The sequence below is a fragment of the Streptomyces sp. NPDC059957 genome (genome assembly GCF_042730015.1).
Lineage (GTDB): Bacteria > Actinomycetota > Actinomycetes > Streptomycetales > Streptomycetaceae > Streptomyces.
Genome location: NZ_JBHWMB010000020.1, coordinates 1 through 24,798, shown reverse-complemented (window position 1 = coordinate 24,798; position 24,798 = coordinate 1). Strand labels below are relative to the sequence as shown.

General features: G+C 70.0%; 25 protein-coding genes and 1 riboswitch. Of the genes, 11 read left to right on the top strand and 14 right to left on the bottom strand.

Features of this window, described 5'->3' with window-relative positions:
* Positions 1–93 precede the first annotated feature (93 nt).
* The 5 genes from ACFWBW_RS15740 to ACFWBW_RS15720 form a co-directional block, all read right to left on the bottom strand.
* Positions 94–1,209, bottom strand: a complete 1,116-nt coding sequence (locus tag ACFWBW_RS15740; protein ID WP_385372865.1) for a DUF475 domain-containing protein — start codon at positions 1,207–1,209, stop codon at positions 94–96.
* A gap of 25 nt (positions 1,210–1,234) precedes the next feature.
* Entirely contained in the window at positions 1,235–1,810 is a 576-nt protein-coding gene (locus tag ACFWBW_RS15735; RefSeq protein ID WP_385372709.1) for a TerD family protein, read from the bottom strand.
* Positions 1,811–1,987: 177 nt separating this feature from the next.
* Positions 1,988–2,563, bottom strand: a complete 576-nt coding sequence (locus tag ACFWBW_RS15730) for a TerD family protein (protein ID WP_266909088.1) — start codon at positions 2,561–2,563, stop codon at positions 1,988–1,990.
* A gap of 160 nt (positions 2,564–2,723) precedes the next feature.
* Positions 2,724–3,182: a peroxiredoxin gene (locus ACFWBW_RS15725; protein WP_243329422.1), complete on the bottom strand. Its 459-nt coding sequence runs from the start codon at positions 3,180–3,182 to the stop codon at positions 2,724–2,726.
* Between the two features lie 213 nt (positions 3,183–3,395).
* Positions 3,396–3,821, bottom strand: coding sequence for a DUF3052 domain-containing protein (locus ACFWBW_RS15720; protein ID WP_214957128.1), 426 nt, complete (start codon positions 3,819–3,821; stop codon positions 3,396–3,398).
* 436 nt (positions 3,822–4,257) lie between these two features.
* On the opposite strand from ACFWBW_RS15720, the gene aceE reads away from it, so the two are divergent.
* The 3 genes from aceE (at position 4,258) to ACFWBW_RS15705 (ending at position 8,275) form a co-directional block, all read left to right on the top strand.
* Positions 4,258–6,990 carry a pyruvate dehydrogenase (acetyl-transferring), homodimeric type gene (gene aceE, locus ACFWBW_RS15715; RefSeq protein WP_385372706.1) on the top strand — a complete coding sequence of 911 codons (2,733 nt, stop codon included), beginning with the start codon at positions 4,258–4,260 and terminating at the stop codon, positions 6,988–6,990.
* 229 nt (positions 6,991–7,219) lie between these two features.
* The gene (locus tag ACFWBW_RS15710) at positions 7,220–7,627 is read left to right on the top strand and encodes an SsgA family sporulation/cell division regulator (protein WP_385372704.1); all 408 of its coding nucleotides are present in this window, start codon (positions 7,220–7,222) and stop codon (positions 7,625–7,627) included.
* Between the two features lie 126 nt (positions 7,628–7,753).
* Positions 7,754–8,275 carry a hypothetical protein gene (locus ACFWBW_RS15705; RefSeq protein WP_385372702.1) on the top strand — a complete coding sequence of 174 codons (522 nt, stop codon included), beginning with the start codon at positions 7,754–7,756 and terminating at the stop codon, positions 8,273–8,275.
* A 41-nt stretch (positions 8,276–8,316) separates the two neighbouring features.
* Here ACFWBW_RS15705 and ACFWBW_RS15700 read toward each other — a convergent pair whose 3' ends face one another.
* Positions 8,317–9,048 (bottom strand): flavodoxin family protein, encoded by a 732-nt coding sequence (locus tag ACFWBW_RS15700; RefSeq protein ID WP_385372700.1) that lies wholly within the window; start codon positions 9,046–9,048, stop codon positions 8,317–8,319.
* 312 nt (positions 9,049–9,360) lie between these two features.
* Positions 9,361–9,555: riboswitch (cobalamin riboswitch) on the top strand.
* A gap of 28 nt (positions 9,556–9,583) precedes the next feature.
* Between ACFWBW_RS15700 and ACFWBW_RS15695 the strand changes: the two genes are divergently transcribed.
* Genes ACFWBW_RS15695 through ACFWBW_RS15670 form a run of 6 tightly spaced genes read left to right on the top strand, consistent with a single transcriptional unit; the run spans position 9,584 to position 13,826 of the window.
* The gene (locus tag ACFWBW_RS15695; protein ID WP_385372698.1) at positions 9,584–10,279 is read left to right on the top strand and encodes an energy-coupling factor ABC transporter permease; all 696 of its coding nucleotides are present in this window, start codon (positions 9,584–9,586) and stop codon (positions 10,277–10,279) included.
* Positions 10,279–10,617 carry an energy-coupling factor ABC transporter substrate-binding protein gene (locus tag ACFWBW_RS15690; protein WP_385372696.1) on the top strand — a complete coding sequence of 113 codons (339 nt, stop codon included), beginning with the start codon at positions 10,279–10,281 and terminating at the stop codon, positions 10,615–10,617. The genes ACFWBW_RS15695 and ACFWBW_RS15690 overlap by 1 nt, the downstream gene beginning before the upstream one ends.
* A gap of 3 nt (positions 10,618–10,620) precedes the next feature.
* Complete coding sequence (cbiQ, locus tag ACFWBW_RS15685) at positions 10,621–11,370, top strand: cobalt ECF transporter T component CbiQ (RefSeq protein ID WP_385372694.1); 750 nt, start codon at positions 10,621–10,623, stop codon at positions 11,368–11,370.
* The gene (locus tag ACFWBW_RS15680) at positions 11,367–12,224 is read left to right on the top strand and encodes an energy-coupling factor ABC transporter ATP-binding protein (RefSeq protein WP_385372692.1); all 858 of its coding nucleotides are present in this window, start codon (positions 11,367–11,369) and stop codon (positions 12,222–12,224) included. The genes cbiQ and ACFWBW_RS15680 overlap by 4 nt, the downstream gene beginning before the upstream one ends.
* Positions 12,225–12,239: 15 nt before the next feature.
* Entirely contained in the window at positions 12,240–13,226 is a 987-nt protein-coding gene (locus ACFWBW_RS15675) for a hypothetical protein (protein ID WP_385372690.1), read from the top strand.
* Positions 13,227–13,235: 9 nt separating this feature from the next.
* Positions 13,236–13,826, top strand: coding sequence for a PadR family transcriptional regulator (locus tag ACFWBW_RS15670; protein WP_385372687.1), 591 nt, complete (start codon positions 13,236–13,238; stop codon positions 13,824–13,826).
* 48 nt (positions 13,827–13,874) lie between these two features.
* On the opposite strand, the gene ACFWBW_RS15665 is transcribed toward ACFWBW_RS15670, so the two are convergent.
* Positions 13,875–14,087, bottom strand: a complete 213-nt coding sequence (locus tag ACFWBW_RS15665; RefSeq protein WP_243336380.1) for an EF-hand domain-containing protein — start codon at positions 14,085–14,087, stop codon at positions 13,875–13,877.
* Positions 14,088–14,341: 254 nt separating this feature from the next.
* Between ACFWBW_RS15665 and ACFWBW_RS15660 the strand changes: the two genes are divergently transcribed.
* Positions 14,342–15,124 (top strand): tRNA-dependent cyclodipeptide synthase, encoded by a 783-nt coding sequence (locus ACFWBW_RS15660; protein ID WP_385372683.1) that lies wholly within the window; start codon positions 14,342–14,344, stop codon positions 15,122–15,124.
* Positions 15,105–16,358: a cytochrome P450 gene (locus tag ACFWBW_RS15655; protein WP_385372680.1), complete on the top strand. Its 1,254-nt coding sequence runs from the start codon at positions 15,105–15,107 to the stop codon at positions 16,356–16,358. The genes ACFWBW_RS15660 and ACFWBW_RS15655 overlap by 20 nt, the downstream gene beginning before the upstream one ends.
* A 115-nt stretch (positions 16,359–16,473) precedes the next feature.
* Here ACFWBW_RS15655 and ACFWBW_RS15650 read toward each other — a convergent pair whose 3' ends face one another.
* The 7 genes from ACFWBW_RS15650 to ACFWBW_RS15620 all read right to left on the bottom strand — a co-directional run.
* Entirely contained in the window at positions 16,474–17,661 is a 1,188-nt protein-coding gene (locus tag ACFWBW_RS15650; RefSeq protein ID WP_385372677.1) for a YncE family protein, read from the bottom strand.
* Positions 17,658–18,473 (bottom strand): polysaccharide deacetylase family protein, encoded by an 816-nt coding sequence (locus ACFWBW_RS15645; RefSeq protein WP_385372674.1) that lies wholly within the window; start codon positions 18,471–18,473, stop codon positions 17,658–17,660. Before ACFWBW_RS15645 ends, ACFWBW_RS15650 begins: the two co-directional genes overlap by 4 nt.
* Positions 18,474–18,874: 401 nt before the next feature.
* Positions 18,875–19,378 (bottom strand): anti-sigma regulatory factor, encoded by a 504-nt coding sequence (locus ACFWBW_RS15640; protein WP_254384318.1) that lies wholly within the window; start codon positions 19,376–19,378, stop codon positions 18,875–18,877.
* Between the two features lie 299 nt (positions 19,379–19,677).
* Positions 19,678–20,445, bottom strand: a complete 768-nt coding sequence (locus ACFWBW_RS15635) for an enoyl-CoA hydratase/isomerase family protein (RefSeq protein WP_385372671.1) — start codon at positions 20,443–20,445, stop codon at positions 19,678–19,680.
* 85 nt (positions 20,446–20,530) lie between these two features.
* Positions 20,531–21,772 (bottom strand): Ig-like domain-containing protein, encoded by a 1,242-nt coding sequence (locus ACFWBW_RS15630; RefSeq protein ID WP_385372668.1) that lies wholly within the window; start codon positions 21,770–21,772, stop codon positions 20,531–20,533.
* 112 nt (positions 21,773–21,884) lie between these two features.
* The gene (locus ACFWBW_RS15625; protein ID WP_385372665.1) at positions 21,885–22,649 is read right to left on the bottom strand and encodes a L,D-transpeptidase; all 765 of its coding nucleotides are present in this window, start codon (positions 22,647–22,649) and stop codon (positions 21,885–21,887) included.
* A 109-nt stretch (positions 22,650–22,758) separates the two neighbouring features.
* Positions 22,759–24,798, bottom strand: a 2,040-nt coding sequence (locus ACFWBW_RS15620; protein WP_385372662.1) for a choice-of-anchor A family protein, incomplete at its 5' end; no start/stop codon positions are given.

The following is a 24,798-nucleotide window of genomic DNA, read 5'->3' as shown; positions in this document are numbered from 1 at the left end:
CATTGTTCGCGAGAGGGGGGGGTGGTCTCTCCGGGTTTCTCTTTCCCCTCCCCCCCCCTCCCCGCACTTGAGCGTTCCGCATTACCGCCGCGATCATGCCTCGGCGGTGGAACCCTCCAGTTCCAGGCGCTTGTTGCGGCGCACCGAGGACCAGAAGGACCACCCGATCAGCACGACGCCGACGAGGCCGGTGATGACCTCGTTGATCTCGTACTGGATGGTGACGAGCAGGATGACGGCGAGCGCGCCGATGGCGTAGTGCGCGCCGTGCTCCAGGTAGACGTAGTCGTCGAGGGTGCCCTGGCGGACCAGGTAGACCGTCAGCGACCGGACGTACATGGCACCGATACCGAGGCCGATGGCCATGATCACGATGTCACTGGTGATGGCGAAGGCGCCGATGACCCCGTCGAAGGAGAAGGAGGCGTCGAGGACTTCGAGGTAGAGGAACATGAAGAACGCGGCCTTGCCGGCCATGGCGACGGCCGAAACGGGCTTGCCGCTCTTCTTCGCCGCTTCCTCGATCTCGTGCTCGTGCTCCTCTTCCTCCTCCAGCTTGTTCTCGAAGTAGCCGGAGAGGCCACCGACGATCATGTAGGTGATCAGACCGAGAACGCCGGAGATCAGGACCGTCTGCGCCTTGTCCACGTGCATGCCGCCGTGCTGGTGGGCGTTGACGGCGAAGGTCATCGAGGTGACGAGCAGGACGATCAGCGCGATGCACGCCGACAGCATGTCGATCTTGCCGAGCTTGGCGAGCGGGCGTTCCAGCCAGGCGAGCCACTTGATGTCGCGGTCCTCGAAAATGAAGTCGAGGAAGATCATCAGAAGGAACATGCCACCGAAGGCGGCAATGGACGGGTGGGCGTCCGTCACGAGCTGCTTGTACATGTCCTGGTCGCGCACCGCGAGTTCGACGGCCTCGATCGGCCCGATCTTGGCGCTGATCGCGACGATCACGATCGGGAAGACCAGGCGCATGCCGAACACGGCGATGAGAACACCGATGGTGAGGAAGATCTTCTGCCAGAAGGCATTCATCTTCTTCAGGATTCCGGCGTTGACCACCGCATTGTCGAAGGACAGCGAGATCTCCAGGATGGACAGGATCGCAACGATCCCGAAGGCCTCCCACCCCCCGTAGAGCACCGCTGCGACCAGTCCGAGCGCAGTGACTGCGAACGACCAGCCGAAGGTTTTCAGAACCACTGGCATCCCATCGTGTTGTACGGCTTTACGAAACGTTGACCCCGAAGTCTAGAGCGATGCCGCGGAGCCCCGACGCGTACCCCTGCCCCACGGCACGGAACTTCCATTCGCCCCCGTACCGGTAGACCTCGCCGAAGATCATCGCGGTCTCGCTGGATGCGTCCTCGGAGAGGTCGTAGCGGGCCAGCTCCTGGCCGTCCGCCTCGTTCACCACACGAATGAAGGCATTGCTGACCTGGCCGAAGCTCTGCCGGCGGGCTTCGGCCTCGTGGATCGAAACGGGAAAGACGATCTTGTCCACCCCGGCCGGGACCCTGGTGAGATCGACGATGAGCGACTCGTCGTCGCCGTCACCCTCGCCGGTGAGGTTGTCACCCGTGTGTTCGACGGAGCCGTCGGGGCTCGTCAGGTTGTTGTAGAAGACGAAGTACTCGTCCCCGAGCACCCGGCCGTTGCTGCACAGCAGTGCGCTGGCGTCGAGGTCGAAGTCGGCGCCCGTGGTCGAGCGCGCGTCCCATCCCAGGCCGATCAGAACCCGGGTGAGGTTCGGTGCGGCTTTGGAGAGGGAGACATTGCCCCCCTTGGCGAGTGTGACGCCCATGTTGTGGTCCTCCCCGGACGACGGTGGCGATGTGACGGTACGGCGGTACGGCGGTGTGGCGGTACAGCGGTCCGGCCGTGCGGCGATGTGGCCGACGTGGCCGTAAAGCCGGTCCGGCGCCGTACACACGAGTGCACGGCGCCGGACGGATGGAACGTCTGCTCGGGTGGAGCAGGATCAGACGTTGACGCCGAAGTCCTGCGCGATGCCGCGCAGGCCCGAGGCGTAGCCCTGGCCGATGGCGCGGAACTTCCACTCCGCACCGTTGCGGTAGAGCTCGCCGAAGACCATGGCGGTCTCCGTCGAGGCGTCCTCCGACAGGTCGTAGCGGGCGAGCTCGGTGTTGTCGGCCTGGTTGACGACGCGGATGTACGCGTTGCGGACCTGGCCGAAGCTCTGCTGGCGGCTCTCGGCCTCGTAGATCGAGACCGGGAAGACGATCTTGGCCACGTCGGCAGGCACGCCGGCGAGGTTGACCTTGATCGCCTCGTCGTCGCCCTCGCCCTCACCGGTGGTGTTGTCACCGGTGTGCTCGACCGAGCCGTCGGGGCTCTTCAGGTTGTTGAAGAAGACGAAGTTCGAGTCGCCGGTGACCTTGCCCTGGTCGTTGGCCAGGATCGCGCTCGCGTCGAGGTCGAAGTCGACGCCGGTGGTGGTGCGAGCGTCCCAGCCCAGACCGACGATGACCGCGGTCAGGTTCGGCGCGGCCTTGGACAGCGAGACGTTGCCGCCCTTGCTGAGGCTGACTCCCACGGGTCCTCCATAAGGTTTGGTGTGGGGCGGGGCCCCGTCGTGCGGTTGCTACAGGATCAACGTTTCGATCCTAGTGACGGGTTCCCGCCTGTACGGGGTTATTCGAGGCGAACGGGCCCACGCGCCTGGAGGCACGCGCCCATGAGCCTGCGGCACGGACTCAGAGGCTGTCGAGAGCCTTGATGTACTCGTTCAGGTCACGCGCGTCGGGCAGCCCGTTGACGACGGTCCAGCGCACGATGCCGTCACGGTCGATGACGAAGGTGCCGCGCACCGCGCAGCCCTTCTCCTCGTCGAAGACCCCGTAGGCGCGGGAGGCCTCCCCGTGCGGCCAGAAGTCCGACAGCAGCGGGTACTCCAGCCCCTCCTGCTCGGCGAAGACGCGCAGGGTGGGCACCGAGTCGTTGGAGACCGCGAGGAGCTGCACGTCGTCGTTCTGGAAGCGCGGGAGCTGGTCGCGCAGCTCGCAGAGCTCGCCGGTGCAGACGCCCGTGAAGGCGAAGGGGTAGAAGAGCAGCACGACCGCCTTCTCCCCCCGGAAGTCGGAGAGCCGCACGACCCTGCCGTGGTTGTCCTTGAGCTCGAAGTCCGGGGCCTTGCTGCCGACCTCGATCGCCATCTGTCGCATCCCTTCGTCCCGCATCCCTGCGTTGGGCTGTTCGGGTGATCCCAGCTTATGGGTCCGCCGCTTTGGGGTCCGCCGCTCATCCGCGGCCTACGGGTCCTTCGCGCGTCCGGCCCCGGTCAGCCCGCCGCAAAACGCACGCACCCCGCCCACCGGGAAGCTTCCGGCGAACGGGGTGCGTGTGTCCGCATGGCTGCGGGGCGCGGCTCAGCGCTTGGACTTGGCCGTCTTCGGAGTCGCCAGCTTGGTGGCGGTCCACTCCTTGCCGACGGGGAGACCCTTGGCCAGCGAGAGGCCGGCGGTCTCGGCGGCCTCGCTGATGTCGCTGGCCTCGACGAAACCGTCCTTGCCGGTCTTGGGAGTCACCAGCAGGATCAGTGCGCCGTCCTCGACCAGCTCGGTCGCATCGACCAGGGCGTCCGTCAGGTCGCCGTCGTCCTCCCGGAACCACAGCAGAACCGCGTCTGCGACATCGTCGTAGTCCTCATCGACGAGTTCGGTGACGTGACCCTCTACGGCATCACGGAATTCCTGATCGACGTCGTCGTCGTAGCCGATCTCCTGGACCACCTGTTCGGACTGGAAACCCAGCCTGGCGGCCAGGTTCTCCGCGTGGTCCGCGGTCGCGCTCACGGGGTGCCTCCTGCTCATGTTCGGTGAATGTTCTTCGGCGGCGCGCGTACGCGCAGCATTGGGCGTAGTCCACACGGGCGCGGCGGATCGCGCAAGTACCCGGCCGCCGAGACCGTCGAAACGGTGACGATTGCGGCCGTCTCGCCGCAACTTTCAGCCCTTCCGGATGTACCCCTGGTGATTCATCCCACACCATTCCACCTCATTCGGCACGGCCTCGGGACTTTCGCACCTGTTTGAGGGACGAACGGCCTTGCGAAGGGGGTGATCGACATGGGCGTAAGGTTGCGGTTTGGGCGTTGTCGTCGCCGCAGCCGGCACAATCCCGCCACCTCCAGGGATTACCCAACGGTAAAGATGACGATTTCTGCCGAGCGTAAGACCATGGGAGGCGGCGAACCCCAAGGCACGACTCCCCCGACAGCGAAGGAACAGCGTGGCTTCCGCATCCGATCGCAATCCGATCATCATTGGTGGCCTGCCGAGTCAGGTACCGGACTTCGATCCGGAAGAGACGCAGGAGTGGCTCGACTCCCTGGACGCCGCGGTCGACGAGCGGGGCCGTGAGCGCGCCCGCTACCTGATGCTGCGGCTGATGGAGCGGGCCCGCGAGAAGCGCGTGGCCGTGCCCGAGATGCGCTCCACGGACTACGTCAACACGATCGCCACCAAGGACGAGCCCTTCTTCCCCGGCAACGAGGAGATCGAGCGCAAGGTCCTCAACGCCACCCGGTGGAACGCGGCCGTCATGGTCTCGCGCGCCCAGCGCCCGGGCATCGGCGTCGGCGGCCACATCGCCACCTTCGCCTCCTCCGCCTCGCTCTACGACGTGGGCTTCAACCACTTCTTCCGGGGCAAGGACGAGGGCGACGGCGGCGACCAGATCTTCTTCCAGGGCCACGCCTCGCCCGGCATCTACGCCCGCGCCTACCTCCTGGACCGGCTCTCCGAGCAGCAGCTCGACGCGTTCCGCCAGGAGAAGTCCAAGGCCCCGTACGGCCTCTCCAGCTACCCGCACCCGCGGCTCATGCCGGACTTCTGGGAGTTCCCGACCGTCTCGATGGGCCTCGGCCCGCTCGGTGCGATCTACCAGGCCCGGATGAACCGGTACATGGAGGCCCGCGGGATCGCGGACACCTCCAAGTCACACGTTTGGGCGTATCTCGGCGACGGCGAGATGGACGAGCCCGAGTCGCTCGGCCAGCTCTCCATCGCGGCCCGCGAGCACCTCGACAACCTGACCTTCGTCGTCAACTGCAACCTGCAGCGCCTCGACGGCCCGGTCCGCGGCAACGGCAAGATCATGCAGGAGCTGGAGTCGCAGTTCCGCGGCGCCGGCTGGAACGTCATCAAGCTGATCTGGGACCGCTCCTGGGACCCGCTGCTGGCCCAGGACCGCGACGGCATCCTGGTCAACAAGCTGAACACCACCCCGGACGGCCAGTTCCAGACGTACGCCACCGAGACGGGCGCGTACATCCGCGACCACTTCTTCGGCGGCGACCACCGGCTGCGCGCGATGGTCGAGAACATGACCGACCAGCAGATCCAGCACCTGGGACGCGGCGGCCACGACCACAAGAAGGTCTACGCGGCGTACGCGGCGGCCAAGGCCCACAAGGGCCAGCCGACGGTGATCCTCGCGCAGACGGTCAAGGGCTGGACCCTGGGCCCGAACTTCGAGGGCCGCAACGCGACCCACCAGATGAAGAAGCTGACGGCCGACGACCTCAAGCGCTTCCGCGACCGTCTGCACATCCCGATCACGGACGCCCAGCTGGAGGACGGCGCGCCGCCGTACTACCACCCGGGCCGCAACTCCCCCGAGATCCAGTACATGCACGACCGCCGCAGCGCGCTCGGCGGCTACGTGCCGACCCGCGTGGTGCGCGCGAAGCCGCTCCAGCTGCCGGGCGACGCCACGTACGCGGCCGCCAAGAAGGGCTCGGGCCAGCAGTCGATCGCCACCACGATGGCCTTCGTCCGCATCCTGAAGGACCTGATGCGGGACAAGGAGATCGGCAAGCGCTTCGTGCTGATCGCCCCCGACGAGTACCGCACCTTCGGCATGGACGCGTTCTTCCCGAGCGCCAAGATCTACAACCCGCTCGGCCAGCAGTACGAGGCGGTCGACCGCGACCTGCTGCTCGCGTACAAGGAGTCGCCGACCGGCCAGATGCTGCACGACGGCATCTCGGAGGCGGGCTGCACGGCCTCGCTGATCGCCGCGGGTTCCGCGTACGCGACGCACGGCGAGCCGCTGATCCCGGTCTACGTCTTCTACTCGATGTTCGGTTTCCAGCGCACGGGTGACCAGTTCTGGCAGATGGCGGACCAGCTGGCGCGCGGCTTCGTCCTCGGCGCGACCGCCGGCCGGACCACCCTGACGGGTGAGGGCCTGCAGCACGCCGACGGCCACTCCCAGCTGCTGGCCTCGACCAACCCGGGCTGTGTGGCGTACGACCCGGCGTACGGGTACGAGATCGCGCACATCGTCAAGGACGGTCTGCGGCGCATGTACGGCCCCGACGCCGAGGACGTCTTCTACTACCTGACGGTCTACAACGAGCCCATCCAGCACCCGGCCGAGCCGGCCGGCGTGGACGTGGACGGGATCCTCAAGGGCATCCACCGGGTCTCCGAGGGCACCTCGGGAGCCGTCGGGGCGCAGATCATGGCCTCGGGCGTGGCGGTGCCGTGGGCGCTGGAGGCGCAGCGGATCCTCGCCGCCGAATGGAACGTCAGGGCGGACGTCTGGTCGGCGACCTCCTGGAACGAGCTGCGCCGCGAGGCCGTCGCCGTGGAGGAGCACAACCTGCTCCACCCGGAGGAGGAACAGCGCGTCCCGTACGTGACCACCAAGCTGTCCGGCGCGGAGGGTCCGTTCGTGGCGGTCTCCGACTGGATGCGGGCGGTTCCGGACCAGATCTCGCGCTGGGTGCCCGGCAAGTACACCTCGCTGGGCGCGGACGGCTTCGGCTTCGCGGACACGCGGGGCGCGGCCCGGCGCTTCTTCCACATCGACGCGCAGTCGGTGGTCCTCTCGGTGCTGACCGAGCTGGCCAAGGAAGGCAAGATCGACCGCTCGGCTCTGAAGCAGGCGATCGACCGGTACCAGCTGCTGGACGTCCGGGCGGCCGACCCGGGCGCGGCGGGCGGCGACGCCTGACGCTCCGCTGGTTGAACGGGTGACGACGTGGGGGGGGGGGGAGAGGAGGAAACCACCCCCCCCCCCCCCGGGGGGGTGGGTCTCGCCGCGTCGGGCGAAGTCGGGCCGAGGGACCCGGCCGGACGGGACCTTTGGCCGCGGAAGGGCGGCCCGGGGGTGGGCTAGCTTGCCCGAGTGGGCATGTCGCGCGTGCGTCGGCGCGACCCCACCCCGAGAGAGAGGCGCCCGCATGGCCGACACCGAACACCGCGTCCTCCCGCTCCGGCTCGAGGCCGCACCCGCGCCCGTCCCGGTCCGGGGCGTCTTCCTGTACCGCACGGACCGGCCCTACGAGATCTCCCTCGACTTCGAGGGTGCCGGGATGCACCTCGCGCGCTGGGTCTTCTCCCGGGAACTGCTGCTCGACGGCCAGATCTGCGCCACCGGCGAGGGCGACATCCAGGTGTGGCCGCGCTGGAAGGGCACCGAGCCGCGGGTCTTCCTCGCCTTCAGCAACGGCGAGCAGTCGTGCGTGGTGTCCGCCCGGGCCAAGGACGTACGGGAGCTGTGCCGACGGATGACCGAGCTGGTGCCGCGCGGCCAGGAACAGCGGCACTACGACCTCGACGCCGAGCTCAGCGCCCTCCTGCCCAGCTGAACCGCGCGAAGCCGGCGGGACCGCGCAGGACCCGGCAGACCGGGCGAACCCGGTGCAACCGCGGCCGTACCGGGCGCGTCTTCACGGGTGACACCGTTCCCCGTCTCTCGGAATCGAGGGGACGCCATGATCCGTCCACGCCGCCGGCAGGCCACCGCACTGGGGTTGGGCGCACTGCTCACCGCCATGCTCGCCTTCGCCGCACCGGCATCCGCCGCAACCACGACCGCCGCCTCCACCACCGCCACGCAGACTCCGCTCGTCGTCAATGCCCGCTGGGGCGGGCACTGCACGTACGACCGCGTGGTCATCGACCTTCAGGGATACGTACCCGAGGTCACCGTCACCCCCGTCCCGTCGCTGGTCTACGACGGTTCCGGCAAGCCCGTCCCGCTGGCCGGGCGGTACTTCCTGGAGGTCCGCCTGAACCCCGCCGCGGGACACGACGAAGCGGGCCGCAACGTCTACCTCGGGCCCAAGCTGCTCAAGATCTACCTGCCCAAGCTGAAGGGCATCGCCCTGACCGGCGACTACGAGGGGTACGTCACCTTCGGCGCCGCCTTCGACACCAAGCCCGCCTACACCTCGTTCAAGCTGCACGCCCCGGAGCGCTTCGTCCTGGACATCGCGCACCCGAACGTCTGCTGAGCACGCCGGCTCGGGACGGGAGGCGGGACCGGGGCGGGGACCTACCGGTGCTCGGGGTTCGGGAAGTCGAAGCGGCAGCCCGCGTCCCACAGGGAGCGCTGGTTGCCGTGCGCCGGCATCCCGCCGGACCGCTTGAGCAGAGCGGCCAGATGCATGAGGTTCCAGCTCATGAAGGCCGTGTTCCGGTTGGTGAAGTCGTTCTCGGGACCGCCGGATCCGGGGTCCAGGTACGAGGGCCCGGGTCCGGCTTCGCCGATCCACCCTGCGTCGGCCTGCGGGGGGATCGCGTAGCCGAGGTGCTGGAGGCTGTAGAGGACGTTCATGGCGCAGTGCTTGACGCCGTCCTCGTTCCCGGTGATCAGCGCCCCGCCGACGCGCCCGTAATAGGCGTACTGGCCCTGCTCGTTCAGGATCGAGGAGCAGGCGTAGAGCCGCTCGATGACCTGCTTCATCACCGAGCTGTTGTCCCCCAGCCAGATCGGGCCGCACAACACGAGGATGTCGGCGTCCATGATCTGGCTGTAGAGCACCGGCCACTGATCGCTCCCCCAGCCGTGGTCGGTCATATCGGGCCAGACGCCGGTGGCGATCTCGTGGTCGACGGCCCGGATGAGCGAGGTCCGGGCCCCGGCCGCCTCCATCACCGCACGGCTCTTGTCGATCAGGCCCTCGGTGTTGCTGGGCTCGGGCGATCGCTTGAGCGTGCAGTTGACGTAGACGGCGGTGAGGTCGGAGTAGTCGACGGCGGGCGCGGCATCGGGTTCGGCGGTCACCCCACCAGGCTCCGCGCCGCCGGGCGGCCCCGCCAGCGGACCGCACCCGTCCGGGCTCGTCCCGTCCGGGCTCGTCCCCGTTGGCCGCGCCCCGTCCGCGCTCGCCCCGTCCGCGCTCGCCCCGGCCCCTGCGGAACGGCACGGTGCGGCGCAACCGCCGCTGCCCTGCGGCCCCGGACACCCGGAACTCCCCCTCCGGTCTGCACCCTTGGGGCGGCCGACGAGCCGCCGGACACGGAGAGTCACCCCTAAGTGGAATCCGGCTGCCGCCCGGCGCGATTGGGGCGGGTTGTTACCGGTCCGTGCGGCCGACTAGGGTCAGCGGGCCTTGGTGTTCGGGAAACCGGTGAGAAACCGGTGCGGCCCTCGCCACTGTGATCGGGAAGTCCGGCTCCACTCCTGCGGGAAAGCCACTGGGCTGCGCGGGAAGTTCCGCGCTGCCCGGGAAGGCGGAGCATGGACGTCAACCCGTGAGCCAGGAGACCGGCCGGGGCGCGTTGTCCATCCACGAGGTGCTGGAGAGGTCTCCCCACTCATGCATATAGCCGAGGGGTTCCTACCCCCATTGCACGCGGTCGCCTGGGGCGCCGCGTCCGCTCCCTTCGTCGTCCACGGCGTCCGCTCGCTCACCCGCGAGGTGAAGGCCAACCCGGAGAGCACGCTGCTGCTCGGCGCCTCCGGAGCGTTCACCTTCGTCCTGTCCGCCCTGAAGATCCCCTCGGTGACGGGCAGTTGCTCGCACCCCACGGGCACCGGGCTCGGGGCGATCCTGTTCCGGCCGCCGATCATGGCGGTGCTCGGCACGATCACCCTGCTGTTCCAGGCCCTGCTGCTGGCGCACGGAGGGCTCACCACCCTCGGCGCCAACGTCTTCTCGATGGCCATCGCCGGCCCGTGGGCGGGCTACGCCGTCTACCGGCTGCTGCGGAAGTTCGGTCTCCCGCTGATGGTGACCGTGTTCTTCGGCGCCTTCTTCGCCGACCTGGTCACCTACTGCGTCACCAGCCTCCAGCTCGCGATGGCCTTCCCGGACCCGGCCAGCGGGTTCCTGGGTGCGCTCGCGAAGTTCGGCGGGATCTTCGCCGTCACGCAGATCCCGCTGGCCGTGAGCGAGGGTCTGCTGACCGTCCTCGTGATGCGGCTGCTGATGGCGTCGAGCAAGTCGGACCTGGTCCGCCTCGGCGTCGCGAAGCTGACCTCCTCCCGTACCGAAGAGAAGGCGGCGGCCTGATGAGCGGGATGTCCAAGAACGCGAAGATCAACAGCCTGCTGCTGCTCCTGGTGGCGGCGCTGGCCGTCCTCCCCGTCGCGCTGGGGATGGGCGACCACAAGGAGGAGCCCTTCACGGGCGCCGACGCGCAGGCCGAGACGGCCATCACCGAGCTGAAGCCGGATTACGAACCCTGGTTCTCCCCTCTGTACGAACCCCCGTCCGGCGAGATCGAGTCCGCGCTGTTCGCCCTGCAGGCGGCGCTGGGAGCGGGCGTGCTCGCCTACTACTTCGGCGTCCGCAAGGGCCGCCGCCAAGGAGCGGCCGCCGCCGCTGCCGCCGACGCCCCGGAGGCGTAGGCGGTGCTGCCGATCGACGTGGCCGCGCACAGCAGTCGCTGGCGCGGCCGGCACCCGCTGGAGAAGGCCCTGCTCGGGATCGGGCTGACGGTCACCGCCGTATGCCTGCCCCCCTGGCCGGGCGGGCCGCTGGTGGCCGCCGCCACCCTCGCCGTGCTGCTCGGCCCGGCGGGAGTGGCCGGCCGGCAGCTGTGGCGGGCCTTCCGGATCCCGCTCGGCTTCTGCTTCACCGGGGCGCTGCCGCTGCTGTTCGCGGTCGGCGGCCCGGAGGGGCCGGTGTCCCTGGCCCCCGAAGGCCCCCGGCTCGCCGCCGAACTGCTGCTGCGCACCTCGTCCGCCTCGCTCGGGCTGCTGCTGTTCGCCTTCACCACCCCGGTCTCCGACGTACTGCCCCGGCTGGTCCGGGCCGGGGTGCCGGCCCCGGTGGTGGACGTGGCCCTGGTCATGTACCGGATCGGCTTCCTGCTGCTCGATTCCATGACCCAGGTCCGCCGGGCCCAGGCCGCCCGGCTCGGGCACACCGGCCGGGCGGCGGTGTGGCGCTCCCTGGCCGGGCTCGCCGCCACCTCCTTCGTACGGGCCTTCGACCGCGCGGCCAAGCTCCAGGCGGGGCTGGCCGGACGCGGCTACGACGGCGCGCTGCGGGTCCTCGTACCGGAGGCGGCCCTGTCGTGGCGCTTCCTGACGGCCACCGCCGGGCTGCTGGCGGCCCTGATCACCCTGACCCTCACCCTGAAGGGGCTCTCCCTTTGAACCCGTCGCCGAACGTGTCGCCGCCCCCCTCGCCGAACCCGGTGGTGGAGCTGTCCGGCGCGGGCTACGCCTACGAGGACGGCCCCGCGGTCCTGACCGGCGTCGACTTCGCCATCGCGCCGGGCCGGGCGCTGGCCCTGCTGGGCCGCAACGGCAGCGGCAAGACCACCCTGATGCGGCTGCTGAGCGGCGGCCTGCGGCCCGGCTCGGGCACGCTGCGGCTGGACGGCAGGGAGGTCTCGTACGACCGGGCCGGGCTGACCCGGCTGCGCACGTCCGTCCAGCTGGTGGTGCAGGACCCCGACGACCAGTTGTTCGCGGCCTCGGTGGAACAGGACGTGTCCTTCGGCCCGATGAACCTGGGGCTCCCCGCTCCGGAGGTCCGTGCCCGCGTGGACTCGGCCCTCGCCGCCCTGGACATCACCCACCTCCGGGACCGCCCCACGCACCTGCTCTCCTACGGCCAGCGCAAGCGCGCGGCGATCGCGGGGGCGGTGGCGATGGCTCCGCGGGTGCTGATCCTGGACGAGCCGACGGCCGGCCTGGACCCGGACGGCCAGGAGCGGCTCCTCGACGTCCTCGCGGGGCTGCGCGCCTCGGGCACGACGGTGGTCATGGCCACCCACGACGTGGATCTGGCGGTGCGCTGGGCCGACGACGCGGCGGTCCTGACTCCGGCGGGCATCCGCTTCGGCCCGGCCGAGTCCCTGCTCTCCGACCCGTCCCTCCTCACCTCGGCGGGCCTGCGCCCGGCCTGGTCCCCGGCGGTGGCCGCGCTGTTGCGGGCCCACGGACTGCTGGCGGCGGATGCCCCCGGACCCCGTGATCCGGAGGCGCTGGCCGCCTGGAAGTAGGTAGGTTGCCCGTCCATGCAGACGCTGAAGGCGAGCTCCGAACCGCAGTCCCTGTTCTGGGAGGGCGAAGACCTGGTCGACCCGGTCGGCGGCTTCCGCCGCTGGACCCCGGACGGCCGGGAGCATCCTCCTCGTGCTGCCGTCCCGCACTCCTTCGACCGTGCGGTGCGCTCCCCTTCGGGGCGGTGGACCGTAGTCTACGAGGAACGCGGCACCAGGGCCGTGCTGTTGGACGGCGAGCGGATCGTGCGCGAGCTGAGCCGGGGTGACAACCTGCCCGAGGACTACGACCATCCGGTCGCCCTCGGTGCGCTGCCGGACGGCCGCGAGGTGCTGGTGCACTGCCCGGACGAGTACGACGTCCTCCAAGTCGAGGACGTCGCCACGGGCGAGCGGCTCACCACGGGCGACCGCACCGCCCGCGATCTGTTCCACTCGCGGCTCTCCGTCGGCCCGGACGGGCGCGGGCTCCTGGTCGCCGGCTGGGTGTGGCACCCGTTCGGGGTCGCCGACGTCTACGACCTGGAGGCCGCTCTCGTCGACGCGTCCGTCCTGGACCGGGACGGGGGCCCGCTGGACCGGACGGCCCTGTACGCCGAAGTGGGCTCGGCCTGCTGGCTCGACGCGGACCGGGTCGCCGTCTCGGCCACGGGCGAGGGCCCGGGCGACACCGAGGCCTCCACCCTGCAGGACGGGCAACTGGGCGTGTGGTCGTGCCGGGACGGCCGCTGGCTGCACCGCAGCGCCGGCGCGGGCGGCTGGGGAACCCTGATCGCGTGCGGCGGGAACCTGGTGGCCTCGCTGACCGATCGTCCCCGGCTGGTCGACGCCACCACGGGCCGCGTCCTGCGGGAATGGCCGGAGATCCGCGTGCGGCACCGGGACAGGGCCTACGGGGTCGACCACGACCCGTCCCCCGTCGCGGCCCTCTACCCCGACGGGACCCGCCTGGCCATCGCCCTGGAGAAGGGCATCGCGGTCCTCGACCTGCCGCAAACCTAGGATGGCCGCATGTCGCTCCCGCACGCCATCCTCACCGCCCTGCTCGAAAAGCCCTCGTCGGGGCTGGAGCTGACCCGGCGGTTCGACAAGTCGATCGGGTACTTCTGGTCCGCGACGCACCAGCAGATCTACCGGGAGCTCGGCCGGCTGGAGGAGGCCGGGCTGATCCGGGCGCTGCCCAGCGAGGGGCCCGTACGAGGGCAGAAGAAGGAGTACGAGGTGCTGCCCGCCGGGAGCGGGGAGCTGGCGCGGTGGGTCGGGGAGCGTCAGGATCCCAAGCCGGTGCGGGATCCCCTGCTGCTGCGGATCCGGGCGGCCGCGGTGGTCGGGCCGCAGGGGCTGGCCGTGGAGCTGCGGCGGCATCTGGAGCTGCACCGGGCCCAGTTGGCCGTGTACGAGGGGATCGAGGAGAAGGACTTCCCGGCCGGGCGGGACTCCGGGGAGGACCGGCTGCGGCGGGTCGTACTGCACGCGGGAACCGGGCTGGAGACCTTCTGGCTGCGCTGGCTGGAAGAGGCGCTCGCCGAGGTGGAGGGCATGGCCGCCGAGGCGGAAGCCGACCGGGCGGAAGGCACGGGCGCCGGGCCGCGGCGGGCCTGACGCGCACGCCCCCGGCCCGGCAGTGGGGCCAGGGGGCGGCGCCGGGGCTTACTTGTTCAGGGAGGCCCAGAACTCGTCGAAGCTCAGCAGGCCGTCGTCGTTCGAGTCCTTCGCGGCGATCACGGCCTCCGCGACCGGGCCGGTGACGAACGGGTCGCCCATCTCCGCCATCGCCGAACGGAACTCGTCGGCCGTCACGAAGCCGTCACCGTTCACGTCGAACTTGCCGAACGTCGTCCGTGCGCTCTCGATGTCCGCCACTGGGTCCACCCCTTCTTGGTGCTTGTTGACCGGCTCAGGGTAGCGGCACGCCCGGCCCCCTCACGCCCCGGGTCCCGTTCGAGCGGCAGATAGATATTCAATTACCCTTCCGTAATGCGGAAGCGATAATTCCAGCCAACAATTCAGGCCTCCACTTGTCACGCTCCGGGGCCACGGCATAACGTAGCGACATTGCCGCCACACCGGGAGCGCAGGGCTCCCAGGGACAAGCGGCAACAAGGGCGATCACACAGGTGACGATCACAGCTGACGCATCATTCGAAGTTCTGCCCTTCACCCGTACTTGCCACAACATCTGGGAAGACGGCGACCATGTGCTCATCGGAGTGAGTCCCGGAAACAGCTACTTCAGCTCCGAGCGCATATCCAGCCTCACCCGATGGGCCACGACCCGCTTCGCACAGGTCGACTTCGTCTACGCAGACCTCCACGTGGACCGGATGTTCGCCGCCTTCGGCTACACCCAGGAACACGCCGAGAAGCGTGCGACGAAGGAAATCAAGGCAGTCCGGCGAAGGATTCTCAAGGGCGTGGAGGAATCAGGACCTCCGAACGCCGAGATCCGAGTGAGGGCACTTTCGGAGTTCCAGACGAACCCCGTCTACCAACTTCTGCACCGACGCGTACTCCATTTCCTGGAGACCGACGAAGAATTCCGCAAGGGCTGCGAGGAGATGGCCCTGCACTTTGTCGGCTCCAAGTTGCCGGAAGGTGAATCCATCACCGACGCACAGTTGCAGGTGTGTTTCGATTACATGGCGGCCGAGCTGCCGTTCTTCATCGACACCCCGAGCATTCTCGACGTGCCGTCCTCCGTGGCGGCCTACCACGTCAAGATGCCGATGACCGACGTCCTCTTCGCGCGCGGTGGGGGCCTGCGCGCGACGAGGAACCAGGCATACGCCGTGGTGCGGCCCGAGGCGGCCGAAAAGGCACAGAGCGATCCGAACCACCCGATCACGCACGCGCACACCGCACCAAACGAAGGGACCGTCGATGAGCGTCGAGCAGCTTGAGGCCCATTCCGATCAGGGGGGCGGACAGACCGCCGAGCCCCTCATCGACTTCCCGCTCTCGCGGCGCGGTGACGTGCTCCCCGAGGAGTGCACCTGGCTGCGCGAGAAGGCGCCGGTCGCCAAGGTCCGCACCCTCACCGGGGACCCGGCCTGGCTGGTGAGCAGCTACGCGCTGGCCAAGCAGGTGCTGGAGGACGAGCGCTTCAGCCTCAAGGACACGGCCAATGCCGGTGTCCCGCGCCAGTACGCTCTGACGATCCCGCCCGAGGTCGTCAACAACATGGGCAACATCAACAGCGCCGGACTGCGCAACGCGGTCATGAAGGCGCTCAACCCGCGCCAGAAGGGCCTGCAGGACTGGCTGCGCGCGAAGGCCGGCGAGCTCATCGACGAGCTCCTCGCCGAAGGGGGGCCCGCCGACCTGCGGGCCGGGTTCGCCGACCCCTTCTCCGCGGCCATGCACTGCCAGGTGCTGGGCGTGCCGTTCGAGGACTGGCGGCGGCTGATGTCGGGGCTGGACGTCGCGTTCATGACCGCGCGCGAGCCGTTCGCCGACTCGGCGCTCAACTGGTACAAGGACGTCGGCTACTTCGAGGACCAGCTGAGGGCGCAGCTGGCGCTGCCTGCCGAGGAGCGTACGGGGCTCCTCGGCAGGTTCGCCGAGCTGAAGGAGGCGGACCCGGAGTCGGCGCACCTGACCGACGACATGTTCGCCACCGTCGCCGTCTCGCTCTTCGGGGCGGGCGCCGTCTCCACCTCCGCGTTCCTGACCCTCGCGGTCCTGGCGCTGCTGCAGAAGCCCGAGCTCATCGGGTATCTGCGCAAGCACCCGGAGCGCATGGGCAAGGCCGTGGACGAGCTGCTGCGCTGGAACCTGTCCGTCGGTGACGGCCTGCCGCGCATCGCGATGGCGGACATCCAGGTCGGGGACGTGCTGGTCAAGGAGGGTGAGCTGGTCCTCGTCCTGCTGGAAGGGGCCAACTTCGACCCGGAGGCCTTCGAGAACCCCGACGAGCTGGACCTGGAGCGCGAGAGCTCCAACGCCAACCTCGCCTTCGGCGCCGGCCGGCACTTCTGCCCGGCCTCCGCGCTGGGCCGGGCGCACGCCGAGATCGCGCTGGAGGTGCTGGTCGAGCGGCTGCCCGAGCTGCGTCTCGCGGTGCCGGCGGAGAACCTCGTGTGGCGGACCGGCTTCATCAAGCGTCTTCCCGAGCGGCTCCCCGTCGCCTGGTGAGGAGGCGGCGGTGAGCGGTTGAAAGTGCCCCGGGAGCTGTGCGAGCTCCCGGGGCACGCCCGCGTTCCGGGCGCGAAGCGGTGTCCGCGCGAAGCGGTCTCCGCGCGCCGGCGGCCTACCGGAAGATGCCGGTGTGGCCGAGGGAGTAGCGGCCGGGCTGGGGGTAGACGGCGAGGCCGTGCGGTCCGCCGCCCACCGGGATCTTGGCGAGCTGCTTGCCGGTGGTGGTGTCGATGGCGTAGACCTCGGAGTTGTAACGGCCCGAGAGCCACAGCACCTTGCCGTCGGCGGAGACCCCGCCCATGTCGGGGCTGCCGCCCTCGGGCAGCTCCCACTTCTTCGTCAGCTTGTTCTGCGTGAAGTCGAAGACGGAGACGGAGCCTTCGCCCCGGTTGGAGACGTACATCTCCTTGGAGTCGCGGCTGACGTAGAGGCCGTGGCAGCCCTTGCCGGTGGGCAGCAGCTTGGGGGTCTCGAACTTGTCGCCGCCGAGCACCCACATGCCGTGCGCCATCATGTCCGCGACGTAGAAGGTCTTCCCGTCCGGCGAGACCTTGACGTCCTGCGGCATCGCCCCCTCGAAGGGCAGTTTCTGCTGGCCGACGACCTCCATCTTCTCGGTGTCGACCTTGAGCAGCTCGCCGGAGAACTCGCAGCTCACGATGAAGTAGCGGCCGTCCGCGGAGAAGTCCGCGTGATTGACGCCGAAGCAGGTCACGGGGACGGTTTTCACACGGTCCATCGTGTGCGGATCGCGGAAGACCAGTTCCTTGTCCATCGAGGCCATGACGATCGCGTACTTGCCGTTGGGCGTGAAGTACAGGTTGTACGGGTCGTGCACCTCGACGGGCTTGCCGGCCTCGCCGGTGGCCGGGTTGATCGGGGTGAGCGTGTGGCCACGGTTGTTGTTGACCCAGAGGGTCTTCATGTCCCAGGAGGGGACCACGTGCTGGGGCTGGACGCCGACGGGGATGGTGTCGATGACCTTGTACGTGACCGGGTCGATGACGGACACCGTGTTGGAGTTGGTGTTCGGCACGTAGACGCGGGACGGGAAGTCCTTGACCACCGGGGAGAGCTTGTTCGGCCGGTCGGCCGCGTACACGTCGTTCGGATCGAGGAGCGGCGGCATTCCGGCCAGGCCGGGCGGCGCTGCCGGTACGGCCTTGACGGGCGCGGCGGGCCCCTTCGTGCCGAGGGCCTCGGCGGGTCCCTTGTCGGCCGCTCCGCAGCCGGCGAGGGCGGCGAGGACCAGGCCGGCCAGCAACGCGGTGGCCTTCCGGGGAAGGCGGGTGGTCGTCATGGGGTCAGCAGCTCCGTGGTGGTCACCGCGCGCAGTTTGCGGCGTGCGAGTTCTTCGAGGAGGGGTGGCATCGCGTCGACCGTGTCCGCGTAGCCGAAGTGCAGGCTCACCACCGATCCGCCTTGGATCGGGCCGATGACGGTGCGGACGACGGCCGCGGCACCGGGCGAGGTGAAGTCGAGGGAGTCCACGTCGTACGACAGGACGTGCGGGTAGCCCGCCCGCTGCGCCAGTTTTCGCACCAGGGGGGTGGCGTACTGGGTCTGGGACGGGCGGAACCAGGTGCCGATGGATCCGGTCAGCCGTTTGAGCCGGTCGGCGCAGCCGGTGATCTCGGCGTACGCCTGCTCCTCGGGCATGGTGTTGATCGCGAGGTGGCGCTGGGTGTGGTTGCCGAGCTCGTGGCCGCCGTCCAGGATCCGGCGGGCCATCTCCGGGTGGGCGTCGAGCCAGGCGCCGATGGCCAGTACGGTGACCCGCGCGCCCGCCCGCTCGGCCTCGGCGAGCACCGCTTTGGCGATGGCGGGGTCGCCGTTGCCGTGGAAGGTGAGCGCGACGCCGGGCCGGCCGCGGGGACCGTGCCCGATCTCCACGGGCTGACCGGCGAACCGGCGCGGGGCGGCGGCCGCCTTGGCCCGGGCCGCTTTGTCCGGCGCGGCCTTCGCCGGGGCCGCGGGGCCTGCGGGGGCCGTCGCGGAACCGGACGGCCCGGGGGTGGCGGGGGCGTCCGTGCCACAGGCGGCGGTGAGGGCGCCGACGGCGACCGCCGCGCCGGCACGGAGAGCGGATCGGCGGTCCGGGTAGCAGAGCACCCGCCCATTTAAGGGGTGGATGCCCGTGAAGGTATTGATTGACCCAATTCAGGACCTTCGGCCGAACCGGCGCCAGCCGCCTACCGTCCGCTATGTGATCAACGAATTACACAGAGCGGCTGATCTTTATGCACTGATTACGAGGCCGGTGGCCCATCTCACCTAAGATTTAGGTAGAAAGTCTTAGGATATGCACACTTATGTCCAAGTTGGGACTTTTGGCATTTGGTCCCTCGTCTGCCATAGTCGGAACCACGGCTTCCCGTTGACCCGAGCGAAGTCCCTGCCGAGGATCACACCCCCTTCGATCCTCGGCACACCCATGAAACCCCCGCAGCGCCCCACAACGGCGACAGGGGGTTTCTGGCGTTCGGGGGGCGCACGGCGATCGGGGGCGGCGCTCAGCGGTCGGCGACCCGCATCTCGAACCAGGTGATCTTTCCACGCGGCAGCAGGTCGGCGCCCCAGCGGTCCGAGAGCTTGTCGACGAGGAACAGCCCCCGGCCGGTGGTGTCCATCTCGTGGACCGGCATGAGACAGGGCAGCCCGCGCGAGGGGTCGCGCACCTCCACGCGGATCCAGCCGCGCCGCCTGAGCATCCGTAAACCGAAGGACCGGGCGCCCGTGTGACGGACGGCGTTGCCCACGAGCTCCGAGACGAGCAGGACGGTGTGCTCGGCGATCTGGGGCGAGAGCCCCCACAGGCGGACGACCACGCACTGCGTGAGCCGGCGGGCCGTGCTCGCCGACTCGGGCATCGACGGCAGCGTCACTTCCGCCTCGGCCGGATTCCCGTACAACTCCAGTGCTTTGAGGCCGAGTTCGTCCTCCAGGGCCGCCGTGAGCCGTACGGCGGAAGCGCTACTGCGCTGCCGCGGCTGTTCCACACCCTCCAGACCCGCCATGCACCCATCATGGAGGGCCGGTACGGCCGTTCGGGCCGTTCCGCAGGAAAAGACCCCCCGGGATCTTTGATTCCGAGGGGTCGTCCTGGCATATGCAACAGGCAACACGGCGGCCGCCACACCCCCACTGACCTGCAGTGACGCACCGCGAAGCGATGGTCACCCAGAGTGGATCACCGACTCTCCTTAAGGCTGCCTTAAGGCCTGGCTAATCCACCCACAGGGAGGACCCCGCCGAACACCCCCGCCAAGGACCGCGGCGGGATCTCCGACAGGGCCACCCTCAAAGGGGGCCACCCCTAAAGGAACTTGGCCTTACCCGGCCCCTCCTCGACGAAGCTGCGCATCCCGCGCTCGCGGTCCTCGGTGGCGAACAGGCCCGCGAACCAGCCCCGTTCGATGGTCAGACCGGTGTCGATGTCGGCCTCCAGCCCCGCGTCCACGCACTCCTTGGCGGCGCGCAGCGCGAGGGCCGGACCCTGCGCCAGCTTCGCGGCCCACGCGTGCGCCTGCTCGTACACCTCGGCGGCCGGTACGACGCGGTCCACGAGGCCGAGGGTCAGCGCTTCGTCGGCCTTGACCATGCGGCCGGTGAAGATGAGGTCCTTGGCCTTGGAGGGGCCGATCAGCCGGGACAGCCGCTGGGTGCCGCCCGCGCCGGGGATCAGGCCGAGCAGGATCTCGGGCTGGCCGAGCTTCGCGTTGTCGGCGGCGATGCGGTAGTCCGCGCACAGGGCCAGCTCGCAGCCGCCGCCCAGGGCGTAGCCGGTGACGGCCGCGACCACGGGCTTGGGGATCCGGGCCACGGCGGTGAAGGCGTCCTGCAGCCCGCGGGACCGGGCGACCATGGCCGCGTGGTCCATCGTCTGCATCTCCTTGATGTCCGCGCCGGCCGCGAACACCTTCTCACCGCCGTAGATGACGACCGTACGGACGTCGGCCCGGTCGGTCGCCTCGACGGCGAGCTCGCGCAGCCGGTCCTGGGTGGCGATGTCCAGGGCGTTCATGGGCGGCCGGTCCAGCCGGATGACGCAGACGCCTTCGGAGACTTCGAGAGAGATGGTCATACGGGAAGGTTAGCGCCGGTTAACGCCGGGTGGCCCGGTGCTGTGGGTCACAGCACCGGGCCACCGGACGACGCGCGGGAGGGCGTTACTTGATCCAGTCCGCCCAGTCCATGTTCCAGCCGTTGAGGCCGTTGTCGGGGGCGACGATCTTGTCCTTGGAGTTCTTGACGATGACCACGTCGCCGATCAGCGACTCGTTGAAGAACCAGGCGGCGGGCTGGCTGCCGTCGCCGGCGCCCCGGACGTCCTTGAGGCCCACGCAGCCGTGGCTGACGTTCGCGGAGCCGAACGTGCCCGACGAGGCCCAGTAGTTGCCGTGGACGAAGGTGCCGGAGGTGGTCAGCCGCATCGCGTGCGGGACGTCGGAGATGTCGTACTCCCCGCCGAAGCCGACGGTGGCGCCGTTCATACGGGTCACCTTGTACTTCTCGCTGATGACCATCTGACCGTTGTACGTGGTCGTCGACGGGGCGCCCGCGGTGATCGGAACGTTCTTGAGCACCTGGCCGTCACGGACCACCTGCATCTGCTTGCTGGAGGCGTCGACCGTGGTGACCTGGGAGCGGCCGATCTTGAAGCTGACCGTACGGGTCTGCTTGCCGTAGACCCCCGGGCGGCCTTCGACACCGTCGAGTTCCAGCTTCAGGGTGACCTTGGTGCCCGCGGCCCAGTACTTCTCGGGGCGGAAGTCCAGGCGGTCGTTGCCGAACCAGTGGCCCTCGATCGGCACGGCCGGATCGGCCGTCACCGTGATGGCCTTCTCGACGGCCTCGGGGTTGGTGATGCCGCGGGAGAAGTTGATCGAGACGGGCATGCCCACGCCGACCGTCGATCCGTCTTCGGGGGTGTACTGGCCGATGAAGGTGTTGGCGGGCGTGAGGGTCGTGAAGGTGGTGTCCTTCGCGGATTCGCGGCCGGCCTCGTCCTTGGCCACCGCGTGCACCTTGTACTCGGTGGCGGCGGCGAGGTGGCGGGCGGGCTCCCAGCTCGCGCCGTCCGCGGCGACCTTGCCCTCCACCGCGTTGCCCTTGGTGTCGGCGACCGTCACCGTGGTGAGCTTGCCGCCGGTGCTGGTTATCTTGAGGATGCCGCTCGTCGCGACCTCCTTGGCCCCGTCGTCCGGCTTGACGTTGACGACGGCCTTCGACGCCTCGGTGCCGGTCGTGCCGGTACCTCCGTCGCCCCCACCGCTCCCGCCGGCGCCGCCACCGTTTCCGCCACCGCTGCACGCGCTGGTGAACAGCAGGGCCGCGCCCAGCAGAAGGGCCGGCAGGCCGGTGCGGGCGCGCCCGCGTATCGGCTGCAGCTTCACGATCGTTCTCCCCATGTCCCCCGCGCACGGACAGTCGCGCGCTTATCGCCAGGAAATCACACGGGGGATCACGAGACAGTACGGTCGTGTCACCGTTCCGTCCCAAGAGTGGTCGCCGCGCCGGGAGTCAGTCCTCCGTGCCGGGCTTGGTGCCCCAGACGTAGACGGCGTCGCCCTCGGTGAGCAGGTCCCACAGCCGCCGTGCGTCGGGGACGGAGAGGTTGACGCAGCCGGCCGAGCCGCCGTGCGCGTACAGGTTGCCGTGGCGGCCGTGGAGGGCCTGGCCGCCGTCGAAGAACTGGGCGTAGGGCATCGGGGAGTTGTCGTAGAGCGTGGATGTGTGGTCCACGCTGCGCCAGTAGACCTCGTGCCAGCCGGGACGGGTCTCCTGGTCGTCGCGTCCGGTACGGACGGGCACCGGCGGGAAGACCACCGTGCGGCCGCGCTGCACCCACACGAGCTGGCGCTCCATGTCCACGCAGGTCACCCGGTGCGAACGGACCGGGCAGCGGCCGGCGGCGTTGGGGTTCGCGCGGGCGGCGACCGCGACCATGTTCCGGAAGGTGACCAGCCCGGCGTAGCCGCTGGCGGGCCGGATCCCGTTGTCCCGCTGGAAGGTGCGGATCGCCGCGCAGTCCCCGGCGTCCTGTGTCCCGTCGGCCGTCCGGCCCAGGTGGCCCTCCAGCTCCCGCTGGTAGGGCCCGGTTCCAGCGGTGCACGCCTGCGCGGACGGGGCCGGGGACGTGGCAGGAGACGCTGCCGGGGGCGGCGGGGACGGGTCCGCCGCGGCTGCCGGCGCCTGCGGTGCGAGGGCTGCCGCCGCGAGGACCGCGGCCGTTGCGGCCGCCCTGCCGACCGAGCCGATCGCGCCTGCCGTGTCCCGTGTGCGCATACGGACCTCCTCGCGCCCGCCGGCCGGGCCGTCGGCTCCGAGCCAACCGGATGCGCCCGGCCCTGGCGCGCGGGGTGGGCCGGCCGGGTCACCGGCCCACCCGGGCGGCCTATCCGGCCCGGCCCGGCCGCGGGGGCTTCGTGCCCTTGCCGTGGTCGTCGCGCTTGTTCTCCAGCGTGACCACCAGACGGTGGTCCGGGGTGGTGCCGTCCAGCCGGAGCGGACCGGTGACCCGGTTCCGCGGCAGGACGTAGCCCTCCGGCACGGCCGTTTCGACCACGTAGTAGGAGCCCTCGTCCAGGCCCGGGAACGAGCACACCCCGGCCCGGTCGGTCGCGCAGCCCGCCGTCACCTTGCGGTCGGGGTTGATGCCGCGCGTCTGGAGGCCGCTGGTGCTGTTGGTCTCCTTCCACACCTCGAAGACCGCCCCGCGCAGCGGGCGCCTGGTCTTCGCGTCCTTCTTCAGGACCTTGATCGACCCCTCGTAGGCGGGCTCCTCGGTCCGCTCGTCCGTGACGCCGACGACGAGACCCGTGGTCACGTGGCTCTCGTCGAGGTCGAACGGCGTGACCGGGTCCGCCGGCAGGTCGTAGCCGGCCGGTGCCTGCGTCTCCCGCCAGTAGTACCGCTCACCGATCGGGAGCTGGACCGTGCAGCTTCCCTGCGCGTCGGTGGTGCAGGACCCGGCGAGCTGCTCGTCGGGAACCGTTCCGGTGGTCTGCAGGCCCGTACGGTCGTTGGCCTCGCGCCACAGCTCGAAGCGGGCGCCGGGCAGCAGCGCCCCGCCGTCCGCGTCGGACTTGCGCAGCACCACCTCGGCGCTGCCCGGAACCCTCGCGTTGCTCATGGTGGCCGTCGCGCCGGCGGTGGCGTTCCGCGCGGTCAGCGTCAGCTCGGCGACGGGGTTGTCCGCGAGCTCGTAGCCGTCGGGGGCCTGCGTCTCGCGCCAGTAGTACGTGCCGAGCGGGACGGTCGCGGTGCAGATGCCGCTCGCCGGGGTGACGCAGTCGGAGACCTTGGTGTCCCCGCCGGGGCTGGTGAACTGGGCTCCGGGGGTGCCGTTGGTCTCCTGCCACAGCTCGTACGTGGCTCCGGCCAGCGGACTGTCGGCGGTGTCCTCTTTGAGGACGGAGACGGTGCCCGTGACCGGGACCGTGTTCCCGCAGTCGGGCAGGTCCCCGTCGAAGGGGTACGCGTGGAGCTCCTGGCCGCCGCCGCCGGTGCTGGTGCTGGTGTGGACGAGCTCGCCGGTGGTGAAGAAGCGGCCGTTGGTCCCGGGAAGGGTGACGGTGGTGCGCGAGGCCTGCTCACCGACGAGCACGCTGCCCTGGAACTGTCCGGTGCCGACGAGCTGGACGGTGGTGGCGTCGGGGAAGTTCCACAGGAGCCGGGTGCGGTAGCCGTTCCAGGGGTCGGCTCCGGCGCCGGTGTCGTTGATGGTGCCGCCGTACGTGCTGAGCGTACGGCTGGCGCCCAGGACGTTGACGAGGACGGTGGCGGTGGCCGGGATCCGGTCGAAGCGGATGCCGATGGCGCCACCGGTCGCACTCACCATGTCGAAGGCCACGTTGAAGACCTGGAGATCGGAGGTGCCGTCCCCGGTGAAGACGGTGGTGCCGTCCCGGTTGACGGCGGTGCCGGTCGCCGGGCGCGTGCTGCCGTCGACGCGGGCGTAGCACCGGCTGGCCGCCGTCAGCTGGTCGCGCAGCCCGGCGTACGGGGTGATCGCGGCCGGGTCGGCCTCCAGCGGGCCGGTGACGGTGCCGGGCCCCGGGGCGGTGCCCGCGTGGCGGACGACGCCGCCGTCCGAGATCAGCCGCTGCCGGGCGGCGATCGTGACGTTGCGGCCGGTGGTGAGGAAGTCCGAACCGGCCGGGGGCCGCACGAGCGAGCCCGCCCCGACGATTCCGATGTTGTACCCGCCGCCGGTCAAAGCCAGGTTCTTGTTCTGGTCGAAGCTGCCGAGGACGACGACCTTGCCTTCGGCCTCGGCGGCGCGCTCGCGGACCAGGAAGTCGGCGCCGACGAAGACGTTGATGCCCTCGTCGTAGCCGTTGGGGTCGGTGCCGACCTCGATCGGCGGGAACGGGTCGGGACACCGGGTCCCGAGGCAGGGGCCGAGTCCGCCCGGCAGTGGGGCCCGCAGGGC

What these genes read in the sequence shown, in the direction of transcription:
- ACFWBW_RS15735 (WP_385372709.1), bottom strand. Translation starts at nt 1,810, where the DNA reads ATGGGCGTCACACTCGCCAAGGGGGGCAATGTCTCCCTCTCCAAAGCC.
- ACFWBW_RS15725 (WP_243329422.1), bottom strand. Translation starts at nt 3,182, where the DNA reads ATGGCGATCGAGGTCGGCAGCAAGGCCCCGGACTTCGAGCTCAAGGAC.
- ACFWBW_RS15710 (WP_385372704.1), top strand. Translation starts at nt 7,220, where the DNA reads ATGGCCGACACCGAACACCGCGTCCTCCCGCTCCGGCTCGAGGCCGCA.
- ACFWBW_RS15705 (WP_385372702.1), top strand. Translation starts at nt 7,754, where the DNA reads ATGATCCGTCCACGCCGCCGGCAGGCCACCGCACTGGGGTTGGGCGCA.
- ACFWBW_RS15695 (WP_385372698.1), top strand. Translation starts at nt 9,584, where the DNA reads ATGCATATAGCCGAGGGGTTCCTACCCCCATTGCACGCGGTCGCCTGG.
- ACFWBW_RS15690 (WP_385372696.1), top strand. Translation starts at nt 10,279, where the DNA reads ATGAGCGGGATGTCCAAGAACGCGAAGATCAACAGCCTGCTGCTGCTC.
- ACFWBW_RS15675 (WP_385372690.1), top strand. Translation starts at nt 12,240, where the DNA reads ATGCAGACGCTGAAGGCGAGCTCCGAACCGCAGTCCCTGTTCTGGGAG.
- ACFWBW_RS15670 (WP_385372687.1), top strand. Translation starts at nt 13,236, where the DNA reads ATGTCGCTCCCGCACGCCATCCTCACCGCCCTGCTCGAAAAGCCCTCG.
- ACFWBW_RS15655 (WP_385372680.1), top strand. Translation starts at nt 15,105, where the DNA reads ATGAGCGTCGAGCAGCTTGAGGCCCATTCCGATCAGGGGGGCGGACAG.
- ACFWBW_RS15650 (WP_385372677.1), bottom strand. Translation starts at nt 17,661, where the DNA reads ATGACGACCACCCGCCTTCCCCGGAAGGCCACCGCGTTGCTGGCCGGC.
- ACFWBW_RS15640 (WP_254384318.1), bottom strand. Translation starts at nt 19,378, where the DNA reads ATGGCGGGTCTGGAGGGTGTGGAACAGCCGCGGCAGCGCAGTAGCGCT.
- ACFWBW_RS15635 (WP_385372671.1), bottom strand. Translation starts at nt 20,445, where the DNA reads ATGACCATCTCTCTCGAAGTCTCCGAAGGCGTCTGCGTCATCCGGCTG.
- ACFWBW_RS15630 (WP_385372668.1), bottom strand. Translation starts at nt 21,772, where the DNA reads ATGGGGAGAACGATCGTGAAGCTGCAGCCGATACGCGGGCGCGCCCGC.
- ACFWBW_RS15625 (WP_385372665.1), bottom strand. Translation starts at nt 22,649, where the DNA reads ATGCGCACACGGGACACGGCAGGCGCGATCGGCTCGGTCGGCAGGGCG.